Source organism: Methanofollis sp. W23 (assembly GCF_017875325.1).
In the GTDB taxonomy this organism is placed as follows: Archaea; Halobacteriota; Methanomicrobia; order Methanomicrobiales; family Methanofollaceae; genus Methanofollis.
In genome coordinates this window covers 2,358,110-2,376,816 of record NZ_JAGGMN010000001.1, presented here as the reverse complement: position 1 = coordinate 2,376,816, position 18,707 = coordinate 2,358,110, and the positions used below count along the sequence as shown (strand labels likewise).

Sequence of the window (18,707 nt, the reverse complement as noted above, 5' to 3'; positions counted from 1 at the left end):
GCCCTCCATATGTCGTGGAGAGAATGGATGTCACCCCTCTTCCTACCCCTTTGGCCGGGGGCGAGTGCCGCCCGGACCCCCGGGACCACGATAGGGACGGGAAGGCAGAATAGATGGCCATAAAGAGTGTGCTGCCACCCTTGACGTATCGTGTGGCGGGGGGTTTGGGGGGCGGCACGCCCCCCGCCACAGAGATTCTTTCCTTCTTGCGAAGAAGAGAGGGGGACCGCATCATCCCGTCCTCTTCAGGATCTCCACTTAATCACGCGGCTGCAGGAGATTCACGATCTTCTGCGCGACCTCGTCGGCCTTCCTCACCGCTCGTGCGTCGGTCATAATCTCGCCAGGGGCATACGCCTTCCCGCAGACATACCCGAGGTACGAGAAGTGGTGAGTATTCAGGAACCCCTCGATCGTCTCAAGCGAACGTTCGCACCCGCGGTCGGCGCAGACAGTCACCGCCACCGCGCTCCGTCCCGCGAGTTTGCGGTCATGGAAGAGTGAATATGTCCGGTCGATGAAGTTCTTCATCTGGCCGTTGACGTCGTAGTAATAGGTCGGCGACCCGAGGACGACCACCTCGGCCTCAAGCATTTTTCTGGCAAGGTCGGCCCAGTCATCGCCTTCGATGACGCACCACTTGGTTTCCTTGCACTGTTCGCACCCGGTGCAGGGTTTGATCATCCTGCCCGTAAAAGAAACGAATTCAGTCTCGATCCCGGTCGCCTGGACCTTTGCGAGGACGTACCTGATGAGCTGGGCGGTGTTCCCGTCCTTTCTCATGCTCCCTGAGATGCCGAGGACCTTCATACATTGAGATGGCATCCCCCCATATTGCTCTTTCTGATCTGTGGATCAAGCCTTATCGAGGTGAAGGCATCGGTGATCTCGGTGAATGGCTCGTCAGGGCGGTAGAAAAGATGAGAGACACACGTGCAGTCACTGCACCCAAACCCCTCGACAGAATCCCCGCTGATCGCGGTGGCAAGCCTGCATTCAAGGTCTTCGTCGGTCACGCCGCAGACTACCCCCATGAGAGTGAAGGCGTCTGAGAGGAGGAGGCGGTCGACATGCCAGCGCGGCCGGCGGTCCCGCACTGCGGCGAGACGGAGATGGCGGCCCACCCTGGCCCTGAGTCCGCCAGGTCCCTGGGCCGACCCGACATAGAGGTGCCACCCCTCCCTGAAGGCCACCTCGCCGAGGGTCCCGACTCCGAGGGTGGCGGCCTGGTTCTGGAAGACCAGGCAATAGATCCCTTTCATCAGCTCCCCTGGAGGGCCATGGCCGCCGCCCTCACATGGCGCCCGCCCTTTTCCTCCACTGGGGTACCGTGGCCCGGGTACAGTCCCTTTACCTCCAGGGTTGCGAGCCGCTCGACCGACCTGGCCAGGGCGACGCGGTCGCCGCCATGAAAGTCGTAGCGCCCGAAGGACCCGCCAGGGAAGATAGTGTCCCCGCAGAAGAGGAGTTCTTCCTCTCTCTGGTACAGCGAGATCCCGCCTGGCGTGTGGCCTGGGGTATGGATCACCTCAAGCCCGCCGACCTGATCCCCGTCCTTGAGCAGACGGTCGGGGGCGATCCCGGGGGGCCTGGCCACGAAGAGCGGGGCAAGACTCGGGGCGTCGTCGGTGAGGCCCCTCACGTCAAAGGCATGGACGCAGACCTCGGCATGACAGAGGTCTCTGAGCTCTTTCAGGTGGGCGGTGTGGTCATAGTGCGTGTGGGTGAGCACGATCGTGGTGATCTCTTCGGCATAGGGCGCGACCGCCATGGGATAGACCCCAGCGTCGATGAGCACCTCGCCGCAGATATAACTGTTCGCGAAGAATCCTTCTCCTGGCAACCAGACGACAGGCATGCAGAATAATAAGGAACACCGACAGATGTGTGTTATGCAAACCCTGATCAAGGAGTGCCTCAACGGTGTCCCTCCCGAGGTCGAGGCGATCGCACGGGACGAAGGGCTTTCACCCAGACAGGCGGCCCGTGCGGTGACGCGGGGGCGGATCACGGTTGCTGCAAATCCACGCCGTCCGCACCGTCTCTGTGCTGTCGGCGAAGGGTGCAGCGTCAAGGTGAACGTGAACATCGGCACCTCGGCGGAGCGGTGCGACCCTGACCTTGAGATCGAGAAGGCGAAGGTGGCCCTTGCCAACGGTGCCGACACCCTGATGGACCTCTCGACCGGGGGCGACCTCCCGGCGATCAGAAAACGGATCCTGGAACTGGACGCACCCCTCGGGACGGTCCCGATCTACGAGGCAGTGCGGCGGGCCGGGTCAGCCGCCGACGTCACCGCCGATCTTCTCTTCAAGGTCATCAGGGAGCATTGCCAGCAGGGCGTGGACTTTCTCACCCTCCACTGCGGGGTGAACCAGGATGCCTTCGCCGACCTCAAGGCCGATCCCAGGATCATGGGCGTGGTCTCGCGAGGCGGGGCCTTCCATGTGGCCATGATGGCGGCGACCGGGGAGGAGAACCCGCTTTATAAGGAATACGACTATCTCCTTGAGATCCTGGAGGAGAACGACGTCGTCATCTCGCTCGGCGACGGGATGCGGCCCGGGTGTATTTATGACGCCGAGCGGCTTGCCAAGGCGACCGAGTACATCACTCTCGGGCGTCTCTCGAGGCGTGCGCTCTCTGCCGGAGTGCAGCGTTTCATCGAGGGGCCCGGGCATATGCCCATCGACGAGATCGGGTATAATGTGAAGATGATCAAGGAGGTCTGCGACGGGGCGCCGCTGTACCTCCTCGGGCCGCTGGTCACCGACATCACCCCGGGCTACGACCATGTGGTCGGGGCGATCGGCGGGGCGGTGGCGGCGATGCACGGCGCCGACTTCCTCTGTATGGTCTCGCCGAGCGAACACCTCGCCCTGCCCGACATCGACGACATCGCCGAAGGGACGAGGGTGGTGCGGGTCTCCGCCCATGTCGGCGACATCGTCAGACTCGGGGAAGGTGCGTCTTCGGCGGCCGACCTCAAGATGGCTCAGGCTCGCCGGCGGATCAACTGGGAGGAGCAGTTCGAGGCGGCGATGTTCGGCGATCTGGCCCGTAAAGTCCACGCCCGTGACGGTGACCTCGAGACTTGCTCGATGTGCGGCGATCTCTGTGCGATCAAGATGGTGCGCGAGGCCCTGCAAGGGGAAGCCGAGAAGAAGGACTGAAAAACTAGACTCTGAAGAGATCCTGGAAATGGATCTCTCTGGCGGGGGGTTGGCCGCTCCCTCCCCGGACCCTCCGCGCAAGCGATGGATGGGGGAGTCATATTTCTCTTCAGGTTCATCGAATGTGCCTTCCCACCCCTATCTTCATCCCTGGGGTCGGGGGGCAGCGCCCCCGGCAGGAGACTCCAGGAAGGTGGGGTGACACACATTCTCCTCACGGTACGTGAGGGTTTCTACAGAACCATTTTTTTAGAATTTCGTGCCTTTTTCCTGAGGGGATCACAAAAGAACTGTCTTCAGATCTTTCGTGTAGTTACGCCCCTTCCGCCGTCCACATCGTCAGGTCGCCGGCGACACTCTCAGAGATAAAATACCGTGTCGTCCTGCCAGAGCGTTCTTCTCCGACAAACCCGTCCTCCTCCAATTTTTTCATATGCCAGTGGACTGCTGGGCCCGAGATTCCGACGACCCCGGCCACCTCTTTTCGCGACATCCCCGGGTGGCTGAGGACCACGCAGAGGATCTGTCGGGTGGTCGGGTTTCTCAAATGCTTGAGCAAACGCTGCTGGGTCAGGGAGTAGGTCCCGCTGTTCTCGTAAAACATCAGGCGACCGTCCTCCTGGAGGACGGTGACCTTGTGGTGCTGGTGGAGAAGACCCAGGTGATACCTGAGCGTACCCATCGGTGTCCCGGTGGTGGCCGAGAGGGCGCGGAGATGGATCCCCGGGCAGGCCCTGATGCACCGGTAGATCGCACCCCTCACCGGATGGTCGAGGAGGGCGCTCCCGGCCTGGCGAGTGCGGAGGAAAAACCAGGCGCCAGATGACCAGGTGAATAGATCAAGCGGGGCAAGACAGAGGCTGTACACCAGGACATAGAGAGGGAGTTCCCAGGGGGCGACTTCCACCGGCGTGATCGGGTCTCCTGTCGGCGGATGATCATATCCTGAGGTGACCGTATAGGCACCGGCACCCTGGACCAGAAAGACCAGAGTAAGAAGAACCAGAGCAGTGTGTCGGTCCATATGGTTCACCCGATATATGTCTTGAAGGTATAGTTGAGGGCCACCGGGATCCTGGGGCCGCTCACCCGGTAGTACCATGCGCCGCCCTCGACACCCTTCGGGTCAGAGATCCGCAGGAATATTCTCCCATTCTTCTTCCCGTCGTCGGCATCCCTGAAGGTGCCGAGCAGGCCCGAGGGGTGCCAGACAGTGAGGGTGAGGTTTTGCTCCCCCTTCCCCCAATCGAGGTCGACCCAGTGGTGTCTGGTGCCTTCAGGCACCTTCTGGGCATAATAGACCGGGGCGCTCGATCTGGAAGTCTCCTCGCGGTTGATCACATTATAGGTTGGGACCGTCTCTTCCAGGCTAGACCCTGGAGAAAACACAATTTCTGTCTCCACCGCCACTTCAGACGCGTCGTCACGTATAATGACCATATCCTCACCATACTCAGTCATCGTGACTTCAGAAGACGAGAGAACGACTTCTTCGACAGGGACGACCCTGTACGCATAATGGATATATGAGAGAGAGGGGTAGGAGTCGATGAGGGCATCGTTGGAAGCGGCGACATCGGTGATGATAATAATACTCTCGGCAGGTTCCTCGTGGACCTGGACGGGATCAGACTTTATGGATATCTCTACCGTCTCGACGTGCTCATCCTCCGCGGCGACCGATGGGATCAGGAGACAGACCAGCACCAGCATCCAGAGAAGCGCCCGCCATTTCATAGGTACGATCTCTGCCCCACCCGATAATAAACGATCTGGCACAGACGTTTACACATCCTCTTGGTCTGGCCCATTGGCCGACATGTAAAGGATTGTGCCACAATCGATTTTATAATACAACTCCCATGGATGTTTCATAATTATAATGAGAGATGAATAATCCATGATATGTTGCGAATATCTCTACAAGGCTTATCACAGTGTTCATGCCGTCGAAGGCCTCCGCCCGGGGGTGCCCGAGGAGGGAGCCTCTGGCCTCATCGAGGTGAGCAAGGTCTGCACCCAGGCAGGCATCCTTGTCCATGGCACCTGGGGCAAATGTGCCAACACTCTTGCAGAAGCAGGAGGCGCAACCAGGAGTCTCGAAACAGAACACCCTGACATCGAGGCCGTATTTTTCTCATCCTCTCACGCCACGGGGGATAACGCATGAGAACCGAGGCCCTCAGGGTCATCGCCGCCAGGGAGTTCCATGATCACGTCAGGAGCAGGCGGTTTCTCTGTCTCCTCGGGATCATGCTTGTCATCGCCGCCGTCGGTCTGGCCTCAGGGACGGTCCAGTATCATAAAGACTTGGACGACTACAACCAGGCCCGCACCGCGGTCGGTGATGAAGAACTTGCACAGACCCCGCTCATCACGAAACCATCACCGCTCTTTGCCTTCTACGAGATGGCACTGATTTTCTCCTCTCTTGGTGCCGTCACCGGGATCGCGATGGGATTCGACCTCGTGACCAGAGAGAAGGAGAGTAAGTCACTCAAGATCCTCCTCTCTCACCCGATCTATCGTGACGAGGTGATCACCGGCAAGGCACTCGGCGGCGCCGCGGCAATCGCCCTCGCAATCTTCCTGCTCGTCGGGGTTTCGTGTGCGGTGCTGCTCATGTCGGGGGTCGTGCCCGATCTTGACGAGTCGATACGGATCTTGATCTTCGGACTGCTCTCGTTCCTGATGATCGTCTCCTTCTTCGCCCTCGCTCTCTTCTTCTCGACGGTCACGAAGACAAGCGGGAGCGCCCTGGTGTCCACGCTCATCGTCTTCATCACCCTCTCCTCGGCCACCTATCTGGCCACGTCGAGCGCGGGGGTCACCCTCCTCATCGGCGAGCCGCCGGAGTTTCCGGGAGTGACATATGACTATAGTTTCATGACCGGGCCGAACAGCGGGAGCGGGATCATGGGCGTGTCGGACGAAGGGATGGCGCCGGGAGAGTTCGAGGAAAGGATGGAGGAGTATGAAATAGAGTCAAAGGTCTACCAGGGGAAGAGACAGGCGATAGAGGATACGTTCCACCTCATCTCCCCTGACCGAAATTACGAGAAACTCACCTTCGCAGTGGTCAGACCAGGACTTGTCGCGGCGACCGTCTCAGACGGTGAAATCGTCTCTGAAGATGGTCTCTCCGCGCTCTTCGCTCTGCTCGGGAGCCTTGCAAGCAACATCGTCGCTATCCTTGTCTTCCCCGCGGCTTTCTTCGGGCTTTCATGGATTCGTTTCGTACGGGAGGACATTCGATGAGGACCGAGACCATCAGGACCGGACCATCGCAGGCAAGGAGTTCGGAGAACCAGTCTGGACCCGATGGTTCAGGATCCTATATTCCTCCTCTCCCTCGTTTTCAGCGGCCTGATCGATCGGTGGAGGATCTTTATCATGGTTCAATCCTCTGGATAACTCTTTCTGGCGGGGGGCCGGCCGCCCCCCAAACCCCCGCGACACGATAGGTCGTGGACGACAATCCCTCTTCATGGATTTCGAATATGCCTTCCCGGCTCAATCTTCATTCCGGAGATCCGGGGGCAGCGCCCCGGGGGCGCTTCATGAGGGGAGGCGGGAGAATCACGCGTGCACCCATAATGGGTGAGAGATTCTACAGAGCCAAAAAGCCAGACAATGAACATATTCAGGCTCTGTAGAATTGCTCACGAGACGAGAACACATCTCAAGCACCCTGGATGAAAATTTCTTGTCACCTGCTGTCTCATATCTAGACAGAAGAATCGGTGGAGTTCGAGTTCACTTCGCCTCCCTCCTTCTCCTCGTCGTGGGGGGGGTTTCGGGGGGTGCAACCCCCCGGCGCGAGACGGCAGGAAGGGCTCTACGATGAGGGCGGCACGTATGATCGACATGCCTTCCCCCCTCTTCACGCCGGAGGCGTTGCCCCACGTCCCCCACGACGAAGATAAAGCTGAGAAGGCAGAGGGCCTGATCGTTCTGAGGGCGATTTTTTCTCCGCATAGTAGTTATGAGGGAGATCTGTGTGTTCGAATTCTCATCCATAACTCCAGAATTGAAAGTCAGGATCATGTTCATGGTAAACCCTCTGGATAACTCTCTCTGGCGGGGAACGTGCCCGCCCCTCGAACCCCCACGACATGATAGGTCGTGGACGGCACCTCCTCCGTCGTGGTCATCTATTCTGCCTTCCCACTCCTATCGCCATCCCCGAGGTCAGGGGGTGCGCCTCCGGCGCGAGATGGCAGTGAAGATTCGACGAGTGGGGGTGGCAGGCAGATCCATCTGAGGAATTTTCTATCCTCTGCGTATCGGTTTCAACGGGGAATGGCGGGTTCGAACTCTCATGCAAACCTGAAGAAAAAAAATCATCGGCTTTGTAGAAACCCTCGTCTCCCGCAAATACGAGTGTAACCGAACCGCCTTCCCTCATGCTCTCGCCGGGAACACCGCGCTCCCGGCAAGAGACGATGGGAAGGAAGGTGGTCCGGTCGCGCTCACACCACGAAATAGGTGAGGATTCTACAAAGCCCTGAGGCCTGGAGATCTCCTCGAAACGAAGCGTTTCCCTCCAGAAATTCTGAACAGATATCTCCTGCCAGGGGATCCGGCCACCCCAGGCGCGAGGGGATAGGGAGGCGATGGATGCATGGGTGCGCAACGAAGAGACAGAAGTCTCTCAACTCCCCTCCATCGCCCGGTCCCGCGATGGCAGGGTCGGGAAGTTTCTGGATGATCTCAATGTGTAGAGGATTGTGCCACAACTCATTTTATAATACAGTCCCAATTGATGACTCAGAGTTACAGAACAGGACGAACTATCTATGATACGTTGTGAACATCTCTGCAAGGTCTACCACGGCGTTCCCGCCGTCGACGACCTCTGCCTTGAGGTGCCCGAGGGTGAGGTCTTCGGCCTCCTCGGGCCGAACGGCGCCGGGAAGAGCACCACCATCCTGATGCTCACCGGGCTCATCGAGCCTACCTCGGGCGCCTGTTATATCGACGACCTCGAGGTCGCCACCCACCCGATCGAGGTGAAGAAGAAGATCGGCTACATGCCTGAAGACGTCGGGTTCTACCCAACGCTCACCGCCGAGGAGAACCTCGAGTACTCGGCAAAACTCTATGGCATGGGGAAAGAGCGCAAAGAACGGATTCAAGAACTTCTTACCCTCGTCGGGCTCGAAGGGGTCACCAAGGAAGTGGGCGGGTTCTCAAAGGGGATGAGGCAGCGCCTCGGGATCGCCAAAGCGCTCATCAACCATCCCAGGGCCATCATCCTCGACGAGCCCACCGCCAACCTCGACCCCCAGGGCGTCGCCGACTATCGGAGGATCATCAGGCAGGTCGCCGACCAGGGCACCACCGTCCTGGTCTCATCCCACATTCTCTCTGAGGTGAGTAAAGTCTGCACCTCGGCTGGGATCCTCGCCCACGGCAAACTCGTCGCCCACGGCACCTGGGACGAACTCGCCCGCGTCGGCGGTGACGAGCAGGTCGTCATCCACATCGAGACACGCACCCCGATGCCGGACCTCCAGAGTCCGGCGCTCGTCGCCGCGGAGTTTGCAGAGAACCGACACCGTGCACGCATCGTCGCCACCGTCGACATCAGGGACGAACTTGCAGACACCCTCGCCAAAGCAGGCGTCGCGATCAGGAGCCTGGAGGCAGAACACCCGGACATCGAGGATGTCTTCCTCTCATACTACCATGCCACCGAGGAGGCCGCATGAGAACCGAAGGGCTCAGGGTCATCGCCGCCAAGGAGTTCCGCGACCATATCAGGAGCAGGCGGTTCCACATCCTCCTCGGGATCTTCCTGATCATCGCTGTCGTCGGTCTCATCGACGGCTCGATCCAGTACAACAAGCAGATCGACGACTACAACGACCGCCTGGCCCAGGTCTCGGACGACGAGATAATGCCCGGTTACTTCGGGTGGAAGCCCTCCATCCTCTCGGCCTTCTTCAAGATGTCCATGCTCATCACCACCGTCGGGGTCGTTCTCGGGTGTGCGATGGGATTCGACCTGATCTCGCGCGAGAAAGAGAGCAAGTCCCTCAAGATCCTCCTCTCCCACCCGGTGTACCGCGACGAGGTGATCAATGGCAAGGCCCTCGGCGGTATCGCCGCCATCGCACTCGCAATGGGAATCGTGCTCGCACTCTCCTTTGCGATCATCCTCATCTTCGGGATCGTCCCGAACCTTGACGAGAGCGTACGCATCCTGCTCTTCGGAGGACTCTCGTTCCTGCTCATCTTCTCATACTTCGCGATCGCCCTCTTCATGTCCACGGTCGCGAAAGACAGCAGCAACGCACTCATCTACACCCTCATCATCTTCATCGTACTCTCTACCCTCATCCCGGCCATCGCCGCCAATGAGAGTGTGATGAACGCCGTCATCGGAGAACCCCCAGAATTCCCTAATATGGATGATAAATTTTCTGCCAATGGCGTAGTCATCTCAGCACCGGTCGAGGGCCTGGAAGAGCCCTCTGAGATCGATCTGGCCTGGGAAGAGTACGAGGAGAAGTCAGATGCATACTGGAAGAAGAGACATACCTTCACCGACACCGTCAACCTGATCTCTCCCTCCTACAACTACCAGGAGATGGCGATGGCCCTGACCAACCCACAACTTGCCGTCACCCTCCAGAGTTACGGCTTTAATGACCCGTATGACGAGCCCCCTGAGAGCGGACTCGCAGTCCTCGGAGATCTCATAGGAGACCTTGCAAAGAACATTCTCGCCCTCTTCGTGATCCCTGCCGCCTTCTTCGGGCTCGCATGGATCAGATTTATGCGGGAGGATATTAGATGAAAGAAAAAATTGAACAGAGGCTTGCAGCCTTCTGCGCCGTCCTCATGCTCCTGCCCCTCCTGGTTGCCGCTCCTGCGGCGGCCCTGGATGATGCGGCAGGCGGAACCGTTTCCATTCACTGCGACTTCCCCGGCCAGGTGATCGAGGCCGGGGAGACGGCGACCTTCTCGCTCGCCGTGACCAACAACGGAAATTCAGACCATATGGAGATGTGGACGGAGTCCTTTGTCGGGTGCAGAGACTGGGAGATGCGTTTCGTCGACGGCGAGACTGAGGTGAACAAGGTCTCCATCCCACCGGGTGCGACAAAGACCGTCACCCTGGAGGTCGAGACCGCGGCCGACACCAGGGTCGGGGAGTACCCGCTGAAGGCCCATGTCGGCACCGGGTCGATCTGGCTCCACGTGGACATCTCCAAGACCCATGCTAATGAACTCGGCACCCTCGACCTCACCGTCACCGACAAGGACGGCGAGAAGGTGAAGGGCGCGACCGTCGAGGTCTATGAAGACAAACATGCCGAGCCCTTCGACAAGGTGACGACCACCGCAGACGGCAAGATCAGCACAGGCATCCCCCAGGGAATCTATGACCTCGTCATCGAGAAGGCCGGGTACAAGGGAGCCGAGAAGAAAGACGTCAAGGTGAAGTGCGGGATCACCACCGACGCCGGGACCGTGATGCTGGAGAAGTCGCCGTACGCCGCCGAGATGACCATCAAGTCCCCGATCATCACCTCGCCGGTGGGGCGCAACCCGATCTTCGAACTCAACCTGAAAAACGCGGGTACCGGTGACGACAACTACCTCCTCTCCACAAAAGACCTCCCTGAAGGCTGGTACGCACGCTACAAGGAGTCGGCCAATGCCCCGGGCGATCTCTCAGAGATATTCCTGCGTGCCGGCGAGGAGAAGGAACTCTATCTTGAGGCGATCCCCCCGTACGGTACCGGCACAGGGGACTACTCGTTCCAGGCCCTCATCGGTTCCTCGGCAGGTGAGTATTCAGACGAACTGACCGCAAAGATCCGTGGGAGTTATGAGATGCGGGTCTCGGCCGACCGCTACAGTTATGAGACCGACATGGGCGGCACGGTCACCTTCGATCTCAGGGTGAGGAACGCCGGCACGGCGGGTGCGCTCACCGGTATCGGGTTTGAAGTGATGGCCCCCCAGGGATGGAGCGCCACGGTGACTCCGACCAACATCACGAGTCTCCAGCCAGGAGAGCGCGACACCGTGAAGGTGACGGTAGCCCCACCCTCCAACATCGTCGCCTCTGACTACAAGGTCAGCGTCAAGGTGATCTCAGACCAGGGTGAACAGGAGGAGGACTTCAGGATCGTCGTGAAGGAACAGTCCTTTGCGGCCGTCCTGGGTGTCCTCCTGCTGGTCGGGATCGCTGGCGGGGTCTGGTATTACTTCAGGAAATACCAGCGCCGTTGAACCTCTGCTCTGGTGGATCTTATCCAGGGCACGAATGAGGGGGGCCGACCGCCTCCCTCGCGTCCTTTGCGCACAAAAAACGCATACGGGACGACCATCCCTCTTCTTGATCTCTCCTGGTCTACGCTTATACAACTCTTTAGAATCTGGCATGACCCCCTGGCTCACGCATACCAGATGAAAATTACCGGATTTGTAGAATATCTCTTAATGAGCATATCCCAAACCCCTCTGAGTCCTGAATTGAAACACTCCTTTCCAAGAATTTTGAATGGGTATCTTCCGCCGGAGGGCTGCCGCCCCCCGTTCCCTCCGCAGAAGATAGGGAGGAGGACAGTAATTCCTCCTTCGTGATTATAAAAGACGCTATCCTCCCCCTATCGCCATCCCGGGGGTCCGGGGGCAGTGCCCCAGGTGCGAGAGAGAGTGACAAAAACTTCGGCTCTGTAGAAACCCTCGCCTATTGTGTGGGGGAGACGGGTGTCCCCCGCCTTCCTACCCCTTTGGCCAGGGACGCTATCCCCGGACCCCATACGCGATGAAAAAATCTCGTCGCTTGCTTTCTCTCTCTTTTTCAAGAATGGAGAACCGGCGGGAACCTTGTTTCATCGCCGCCCCCGCCTATCTTCGTCGTGGGGGTCCGGGATCACGATAGGGCCGGGAAGGCACCATCAACGACTATAAGGAGGACATTGCTGTCTGCCACCTATCTTCACGCGGGGGGACCGGGGGGTGGCCAACCCCCCGGCGAAGAGAACGATCAAGAGGATTTCTACAGAGCCAAAAAATTATTTTTTCTTCTCATCGCCCCGTACAGGATTGCGCTGACATGTAGAGGATTGTCACAGAACCTATTTTATAAATGGACCTCTATGGATCTTCAAACCAGACTATTGGAGTGAAGGACCATGATACGTTGTGAACATCTCTGCAAGGTCTACCACGGCGTTCCTGCCGTCGACGACCTCTGCCTTGAGGTGCCCGAGGGTGAGGTCTTCGGCCTCCTCGGGCCGAACGGCGCCGGGAAGAGCACCACCATCCTGATGCTCACCGGGCTCATCGAGCCCACCTCAGGCGCCTGTTATATCGACGACCTCGAGGTCGCCACCCACCCCATCGAGGTGAAGAAGAAGATCGGATACATGCCCGAAGATGTCGGGTTCTACCCGACGCTCACCGCCGAGGAGAACCTCGAGTACTCGGCGAAACTCTATGGCATGGGGAAGGAGCGCAAAGAACGGATTCAAGAACTCCTCGCACTCGTCGGGCTCGAAGGGGTCACCAAGGAGGTCGGCGGGTTCTCGAAGGGGATGAGACAGCGGCTCGGGATCGCCAAGGCGCTCATCAACCATCCCAGGGCCATCATCCTCGACGAGCCCACCGCCAACCTCGACCCCCAGGGCGTCGCAGACTATCGGAGGATCATCAGACACGTGGCAGACCAGGGCACCACCGTCCTGGTCTCATCCCACATCCTCTCTGAGGTGAGCAAGGTCTGCACTTCGGCAGGGATCCTCGCCCACGGCAAACTCGTCGCCCACGGCACCTGGGACGAACTCGCCCGCGTCGGCGGTGACGAAAAAGTCGTCATCCACATCGAGACCCGCACCCCGATGCCGGACCTCCAGAGTCCGGCGCTCGTCGCCGCAGAGTTCGCCGAGAACCGCCACCGTGCACGACTCGTCGCCACTGTCGACATCAGGGACGAACTCGCAGACACCCTCGCCAAAGCAGGGGTCGCCATCAGAAGCCTGGAGGCAGAACACCCTGACATCGAGGACGTATTCCTCTCATATTATGAGGTGGGTGAGGGGATGACATGAGGAGCGGGGGCCTCAGGGTCATCGCCGCCAAGGAGTTCCGCGACCATATCAGGAGCAGGAGGTTCCACATCCTCCTCGGGATATTCCTGATCATCGCCGTCGTCGGCCTCATCGACGGCTCGATCCAGTACAACAAGCAGATCGACGACTACAACGACCGCCTGGCCCAGGTCTCGGACGACGAGATAATGCCCAGTTACTTTGGGTGGAAGCCATCCATCCTCTCGGCCTTCTTCAAGATGTCCATGCTCATCACCACCGTCGGGGTCGTCCTCGGGTGTGCGATGGGGTTTGACCTCATCTCGCGCGAGAAAGAGAGCAAGTCCCTCAAGATCCTTCTCTCTCACCCGATCTATCGCGACGAGGTGATCAATGGCAAGGCCCTCGGCGGGATCGCCGCCATCGCACTTGCAATGGGAATCGTGCTCGTCCTCTCCTTTGCGATCATCCTCATATTCGGGATCGTCCCGAACCTTGACGAGAGCGTACGCATCCTGCTCTTCGGAGGACTCTCGTTCCTGCTCATCTTCTCGTACTTCGCGATCGCCCTCTTCATGTCCACGGTCGCAAAAGACAGCAGCAACGCTCTCATCTACACACTCATCATATTCATCGTACTCTCTACCCTCATTCCGGCCATCGCCGCCAATGAGAGTGTGATGAACGCCGTCATCGGAGAACCACCTGAACCCCCTCACATACATGGACCATATCTCAGCTCATACGCGGTCTCAAGTTCCTCGACAGCCTCGTCGACAGGAGAAGTGGGAGAACCCTCTGAGGTTGATCTGGCCTGGGAAGAGTACAGAGAAAAGTCGGACGCCTACTGGGAGAAGAGACGTGCCTTCACCGATGCCGTCAACCTGCTCTCGCCCTCCCACAGCTACCAGCAGATGGCGATGGCCGTGACCGAACCAAGAATTTCCATTGCAGTTCAGAATGCCGGGAGTTATTCTCCAGACATCTACGAAGACCTCCCTGAGAGCGGGCTTGCGATCCTCGGGGGTCTCATGGGAGCCCTTGCAAAGAACGTTATCGCACTCCTCGTGATCCCTGCCGCCTTCTTCGGGCTCGCATGGGTCAGGTTCATGCGGGAGGACATTCGATGAGAACCGGTATCCTCAGGATCATCGCGGGCAAGGAGTTCCGCGACCAGGTCAGGAGCAAGAGATTCCGAACTCTTTTTGCGATCTTGCTCATCATTGCGGTCGCCGGACTGATCGACGGAGCGTTTTCGTACCAGGAGGGCCTGGAACGGTATAATGAGATGCAGGTGGCCGCTTCAGAAGGAGAAGATGACTTATCATACCATTATTATGAGGGGAAACCATCAGTCCTAGAGGCTTTCAACAGGATAGGTTATCTGCTCTCGACAGTCGCGGCGGTGCTCGGGATCGCGATGGGTTTTGACCTCATCACCGCGGAGAAGGAGAGCAAATCGCTTAAGATCCTCCTCTCCCACCCGGTCTACCGCGACGAGGTGATCACCGGCAAGGCACTCGGCGGCGCTGGCGCAATCGCCCTCGCGATGGGGATCATGCTCCTCGTCTCCCTTGCCCTGATGCTTGTCTTCGGGATCGTCCCGAACTTTGAGGAAACAGTCCGGATCCTGCTCTTCGGCGTCATCTCCTTCCTTGGGGTGTTCACCTTCTTCGCTATCGCTCTCTTCATGTCGACAGTCGCCCGAAACAGCGGGAACGCCCTCATCGGATCCCTTGCAATCTTTATCGTCCTCGGGATCTTCCTGCCGTCCCTTGCCGGGAATGGTGCCCTGATCAATGCCCTCTTTGGTGACCGGCCAGAACCCCCCCAGATGGGTGGCCCCTCCACCTTCGCCGACGTAGAGGAACATAGACGAGTCTGGGACGAGTACCAGGAGAAAAATAGAATGTACCAGATAAAAGTGCAGGGTCTTCACGACACGACCGACCTCCTCTCCCCCACAAGAAATTATATGGAGATGGTGAGGGCGGTGGCAGATCCACGCGGCACGGCAGCAATGGTCTCCGGAGCGTATTACCTGGACTGGGAAGAGACCAAGGAATTTTACGCAACCCTCCCTGAGAGCGGGCTTGCGATCTTCGTCGGACTGCTCGGAGCCCTTGCAAAGAACATCATCGCCATGCTTGTCTTACCAGTAGCTTTCTTCGGACTCGCCTGGGTGCGGTTTGCACGAGAGGACATTCGATGAGGATACACGCACTCAAGACCATCGCGGGCAAGGAGTTCCGGGATCATGTGAGGAGCAGGAAGTTCCACCTCATCTTCGGGATCTTCCTGGTCATCGCCCTCGTCAGTCTGGCCTCAGGGATGGCCCAGTACCAGGAAGAACTGGAGACCTACAACGAGGCTTATGGGGACGTGAGCGACGAAGCACGTGCACAGATGCCTGCATCGATGATACCCTCGCCACTCTCGGGCTTCACCCAGATGGCGTACTTCATCGGGACACTCGGGGCGGTGCTCGGGTGCGCGATGGGGTTCGACCTCGTGACCAGAGAGAAGGAGAGCAAGTCGCTCAAACTTCTCCTCTCTCATCCGGTCTACCGTGACGAGGTGATCAACGGCAAGGCGCTCGGCGGCGCCGGCGCAATCGCCCTCGCGATGGCGATCGTGCTCGTCCTCGCCCTTGCCGTCCTCCTCGTCTTCGGGGTCGTCCCTTCGTTCGAGGAGACGGTGCGGGTTCTGATCTTTGGCGGACTCTCATTTCTCATGGTCTTCTCCTTCTTCATCCTCGCCCTCTTCTTCTCGACGGTGGCAAAGGACAGCGGGAGCGCTCTTGTCCTCACTCTCGTCCTCTTCGTCCCCCTCTCCGCGGTCACCATACTGGTCATCTCAGGCCCGGCGATCACCTTCCTCATCGGCGACCCGCCCGAACCCCCAGAATCTCCTGGATTTACCTATACATTTGACACCGAGGCAGGGAGCACGGGGAGCGGTACCACGGTGATCTCAGACAAACCCACCGAAGTGGCGTTCGACCAGGAAGAGTACCAGGAGAAGATGGAAGAGTACAGAGAAGAGTCCAGGGCCTACTGGGAGAGGCGCACGGCGATCACCGACACCTTCACACTCCTCTCCCCTGACCAGAACTATCAACGCCTCGCCTTCGCGGTCACCGAACCAGGGCTTGAAGCGGCAAGGCAGCACCAGGGCGAGAACGCTCTGTTCGACCCGATGACCGAACCAAAGGACGGACTCAGCACCTTCTTCGGACTTCTCGGCGGACTTTCCCAGCGCATCATCGCCCTCTTTGTCTTCCCCGCCGCTTTCTTCGGGCTCGCGTGGGTGCAATTTGCACGGGAGGACATTCGATGAGGACCAGGGCCCTCGGGATCATCGCGGGCAAGGAGTTCTGGGATCACGTGAGGAGCAGGAGGGTCCACATCATCCTCGCGATCTTCCTGGTCATCGCCGTCGTCGGGCTCATCGACGGTGCGGTGAACTATCAGGAACAGATCGACCGCTACAACGAAAACTTGGCCCAGACCGACGACGAGATGATGCACGCCATCTTCTGGTGGAAACCTTCCATCCTCTCGGCCTTCAACCGGATGTCAGACCTCATCGCCACCGTCGGGATCGTCCTCGGGTGTGCGATGGGGTTCGACTTGATCTCGCGCGAGAAAGAGAGCAAGTCGCTCAAGATGCTCCTCTCCCACCCGATCTACCGCGACGAGGTGATCAATGGCAAGGCCCTCGGCGGGACCGCCGCGATCGCCGCTGCGATGGCGATCGTACTCCTCGTCTCCTTTGCGATCCTGCTCATCTTCGGGGTGGTGCCGAACTTCGACGAGGGTGCGCGTATCCTTATCTTCGGCGTCATCTCGTTTCTCCTCGTCTTCTCATACTTCGCGATCGCCCTCTTCATGTCCACGGTCGCGGAGAGCAGCAGCAACGCCCTCATCTACACCCTCATCATCTTCATCGTCCTCTCCGTCCTTGTCCCGGCCGTCGCCACCAACCAGACGGTCCAGAAGGCGGTCATCGGCGAGGCACCCGAACCGCCGGATCCACCTGAGACGGTGGGAGGACCGACTGGAAGTTTCAATGTCATGGTCAGGCCCATGCCCATAGAGATCAGCGGTGAGGTCGAGGAGGCATGGAAGGAGTACGAGGAGGCGTCGCAGGCCTACTGGGAGAAGAGACGTGCGTTCATCGACACCGTCAACCTGCTCTCGCCCTCCAAAAATTATCAGGAGATGACGCTGGCCGTCACCGAACCAGGGTATGCCGCTTCGATGCTGAGCGACGACCCCTACTCCTTTGACCGGCCCGAAGACCTCCCCCAGAGTGGGCTTGAGATCCTCGCGGCCATCATCGGAGAACTGGCGCACTACATCATCGCCCTGATCGTGATGCCCGCGGTCTTCTTCGGGCTTGCGTGGGTGAAGTTCGCACGGGAGGACATCAGATGAGGGGATACCCCCTCAGCGTAATCGCGGGCAAAGAGTTCCGAGACCATGTGAGGAGCGGGCGCTTCCACCTCTTCCTCGCGATCATGCTCATCGTCGCCGTGCTGGGATTGATCGGAGGCGTGAGCCAGTACCAGGTGAGTCTGGAACGATATCAGGAGACACAGATAGCGGCGCCGGAGGCGGACGACCCCCGGACCACTTCCCCGCCCCCCAAACCCACCGTCCTCTCTGGCTTCAGCCAGTTTTATATAGCCACCGCTTTCGTCGGGATCTTTCTCGGGGCAGCGATGGGGTTTGACTCGGTGACCCAGGAGAAGGAGAGCAAGTCGCTCAAACTGCTTCTCTCTCATCCAGTCTACCGCGACGAAGTGATCACCGGCAAGGCCCTCGGCGCCGCCGGGGCAATCGCCCTGGCGACAGGGATCATCCTCGTCTTCAGCTTTGCCGTCCTCCTCATCTCCGGGATCGTTCCGAGTCCTGACGAGAGTCTCAGGATTGCACTTGGTGGAGGGATGGGCTTCTTATTCATCTTCTCCTTCTATTCCATCGCCCTCTTCTTCTCGACGGTCTCCCCAAACAGCGGGAGCGCCCTTGTATCATCCCTCCTTCTCATCATCATCCTCTACGCTGTCGTCCCGACCATCGGCAACGGTGGCCCGGTCACCGCCCTGCTCATCGGGGAATCACCTGAGCCCCCCGACTACCCCACCGAGACTGAGACAGTCACCATAGAGGATCCAGAGGATCCTTCAAAAGTCATAGAAGTTCAGAGGATCGGGTTTGAAGATTTCGATCCCGGTAGTGAAGAAATGAAAGCCTATGAAGAAGCCTATGAGGCATACTCCTGGCGACGCGATACCGTCGACGGCATCGCAACTCTCGTCTCACCCTATCAAAACTACATGGAGATCCTCTCTCCAGTGAACAACCCCATTTCCTCCACCCGTCCCGACCTGATCAGGAACATAATCGCCTTCCTCGCCTTCCCGATGATCTTCTTCGGACTTGCCTGGGTGCGGTTCGCACGGGAGGATGTTAGATGA

At 59.0% G+C, this 18,707-nt stretch carries 18 protein-coding genes; 13 read left to right on the top strand and 5 right to left on the bottom strand.

All coding sequences use genetic code 11. The annotated features are described in order from the left end of the window. Positions 1–258: 258 nt before the first annotated feature. The 3 genes from J2129_RS10210 to J2129_RS10200 are packed head-to-tail and all read right to left on the bottom strand — an operon-like array spanning position 259 to position 1,858. Entirely contained in the window at positions 259–810 is a 552-nt protein-coding gene (locus J2129_RS10210; protein WP_209630764.1) for a flavodoxin family protein, read from the bottom strand. After that, the gene (locus J2129_RS10205) at positions 807–1,262 is read right to left on the bottom strand and encodes a DUF123 domain-containing protein (RefSeq protein ID WP_209630763.1); all 456 of its coding nucleotides are present in this window, start codon (positions 1,260–1,262) and stop codon (positions 807–809) included. Before J2129_RS10205 ends, J2129_RS10210 begins: the two co-directional genes overlap by 4 nt. Continuing rightward, entirely contained in the window at positions 1,262–1,858 is a 597-nt protein-coding gene (locus J2129_RS10200; protein WP_209630762.1) for an MBL fold metallo-hydrolase, read from the bottom strand. Before J2129_RS10200 ends, J2129_RS10205 begins: the two co-directional genes overlap by 1 nt. Positions 1,859–1,883: 25 nt before the next feature. On the opposite strand from J2129_RS10200, the gene thiC reads away from it, so the two are divergent. Then, positions 1,884–3,173: a phosphomethylpyrimidine synthase ThiC gene (thiC, locus tag J2129_RS10195; protein WP_209630761.1), complete on the top strand. Its 1,290-nt coding sequence runs from the start codon at positions 1,884–1,886 to the stop codon at positions 3,171–3,173. A 313-nt stretch (positions 3,174–3,486) separates the two neighbouring features. Here thiC and J2129_RS10190 read toward each other — a convergent pair whose 3' ends face one another. After that, positions 3,487–4,197 carry a winged helix-turn-helix transcriptional regulator gene (locus J2129_RS10190; RefSeq protein ID WP_209630760.1) on the bottom strand — a complete coding sequence of 237 codons (711 nt, stop codon included), beginning with the start codon at positions 4,195–4,197 and terminating at the stop codon, positions 3,487–3,489. Between the two features lie 5 nt (positions 4,198–4,202). Further along, positions 4,203–4,910 (bottom strand): hypothetical protein, encoded by a 708-nt coding sequence (locus tag J2129_RS10185; protein ID WP_209630759.1) that lies wholly within the window; start codon positions 4,908–4,910, stop codon positions 4,203–4,205. A 163-nt stretch (positions 4,911–5,073) separates the two neighbouring features. On the opposite strand from J2129_RS10185, the gene J2129_RS10180 reads away from it, so the two are divergent. From J2129_RS10180 to J2129_RS10125, 12 genes are all read left to right on the top strand, one after another. Continuing rightward, entirely contained in the window at positions 5,074–5,343 is a 270-nt protein-coding gene (locus J2129_RS10180) for a hypothetical protein (RefSeq protein ID WP_209630758.1), read from the top strand. Continuing rightward, the gene (locus J2129_RS10175; protein WP_209630757.1) at positions 5,340–6,431 is read left to right on the top strand and encodes an ABC transporter permease; all 1,092 of its coding nucleotides are present in this window, start codon (positions 5,340–5,342) and stop codon (positions 6,429–6,431) included. Before J2129_RS10180 ends, J2129_RS10175 begins: the two co-directional genes overlap by 4 nt. Before the next feature lie 600 nt (positions 6,432–7,031). Next, positions 7,032–7,244, top strand: coding sequence for a hypothetical protein (locus tag J2129_RS10170; protein WP_209630756.1), 213 nt, complete (start codon positions 7,032–7,034; stop codon positions 7,242–7,244). 728 nt (positions 7,245–7,972) lie between these two features. Then, a complete protein-coding gene (locus J2129_RS10165) occupies positions 7,973–8,887 on the top strand; it encodes an ABC transporter ATP-binding protein (RefSeq protein ID WP_209630755.1) in 915 nt (304 codons plus the stop codon). After that, complete coding sequence (locus J2129_RS10160) at positions 8,884–9,978, top strand: ABC transporter permease subunit (protein WP_209630754.1); 1,095 nt, start codon at positions 8,884–8,886, stop codon at positions 9,976–9,978. Before J2129_RS10165 ends, J2129_RS10160 begins: the two co-directional genes overlap by 4 nt. Then, positions 9,975–11,423, top strand: a complete 1,449-nt coding sequence (locus J2129_RS10155) for an NEW3 domain-containing protein (RefSeq protein ID WP_209630753.1) — start codon at positions 9,975–9,977, stop codon at positions 11,421–11,423. Before J2129_RS10160 ends, J2129_RS10155 begins: the two co-directional genes overlap by 4 nt. 908 nt (positions 11,424–12,331) lie before the next feature. Beyond that, complete coding sequence (locus tag J2129_RS10150; RefSeq protein ID WP_209630752.1) at positions 12,332–13,246, top strand: ABC transporter ATP-binding protein; 915 nt, start codon at positions 12,332–12,334, stop codon at positions 13,244–13,246. After that, a complete protein-coding gene (locus J2129_RS10145; protein ID WP_209630751.1) occupies positions 13,243–14,355 on the top strand; it encodes an ABC transporter permease subunit in 1,113 nt (370 codons plus the stop codon). The genes J2129_RS10150 and J2129_RS10145 overlap by 4 nt, the downstream gene beginning before the upstream one ends. Further along, on the top strand, positions 14,352–15,437 hold the full coding sequence (locus J2129_RS10140; RefSeq protein WP_209630750.1) for an ABC transporter permease: 1,086 nt from the start codon (positions 14,352–14,354) through the stop codon (positions 15,435–15,437). Before J2129_RS10145 ends, J2129_RS10140 begins: the two co-directional genes overlap by 4 nt. After that, positions 15,434–16,564 carry an ABC transporter permease subunit gene (locus tag J2129_RS10135; RefSeq protein WP_209630749.1) on the top strand — a complete coding sequence of 377 codons (1,131 nt, stop codon included), beginning with the start codon at positions 15,434–15,436 and terminating at the stop codon, positions 16,562–16,564. The genes J2129_RS10140 and J2129_RS10135 overlap by 4 nt, the downstream gene beginning before the upstream one ends. After that, a complete protein-coding gene (locus J2129_RS10130; protein WP_209630748.1) occupies positions 16,561–17,664 on the top strand; it encodes an ABC transporter permease subunit in 1,104 nt (367 codons plus the stop codon). The genes J2129_RS10135 and J2129_RS10130 overlap by 4 nt, the downstream gene beginning before the upstream one ends. Further along, positions 17,661–18,707 carry an ABC transporter permease subunit gene (locus J2129_RS10125; protein ID WP_209630747.1) on the top strand — a complete coding sequence of 349 codons (1,047 nt, stop codon included), beginning with the start codon at positions 17,661–17,663 and terminating at the stop codon, positions 18,705–18,707. Before J2129_RS10130 ends, J2129_RS10125 begins: the two co-directional genes overlap by 4 nt.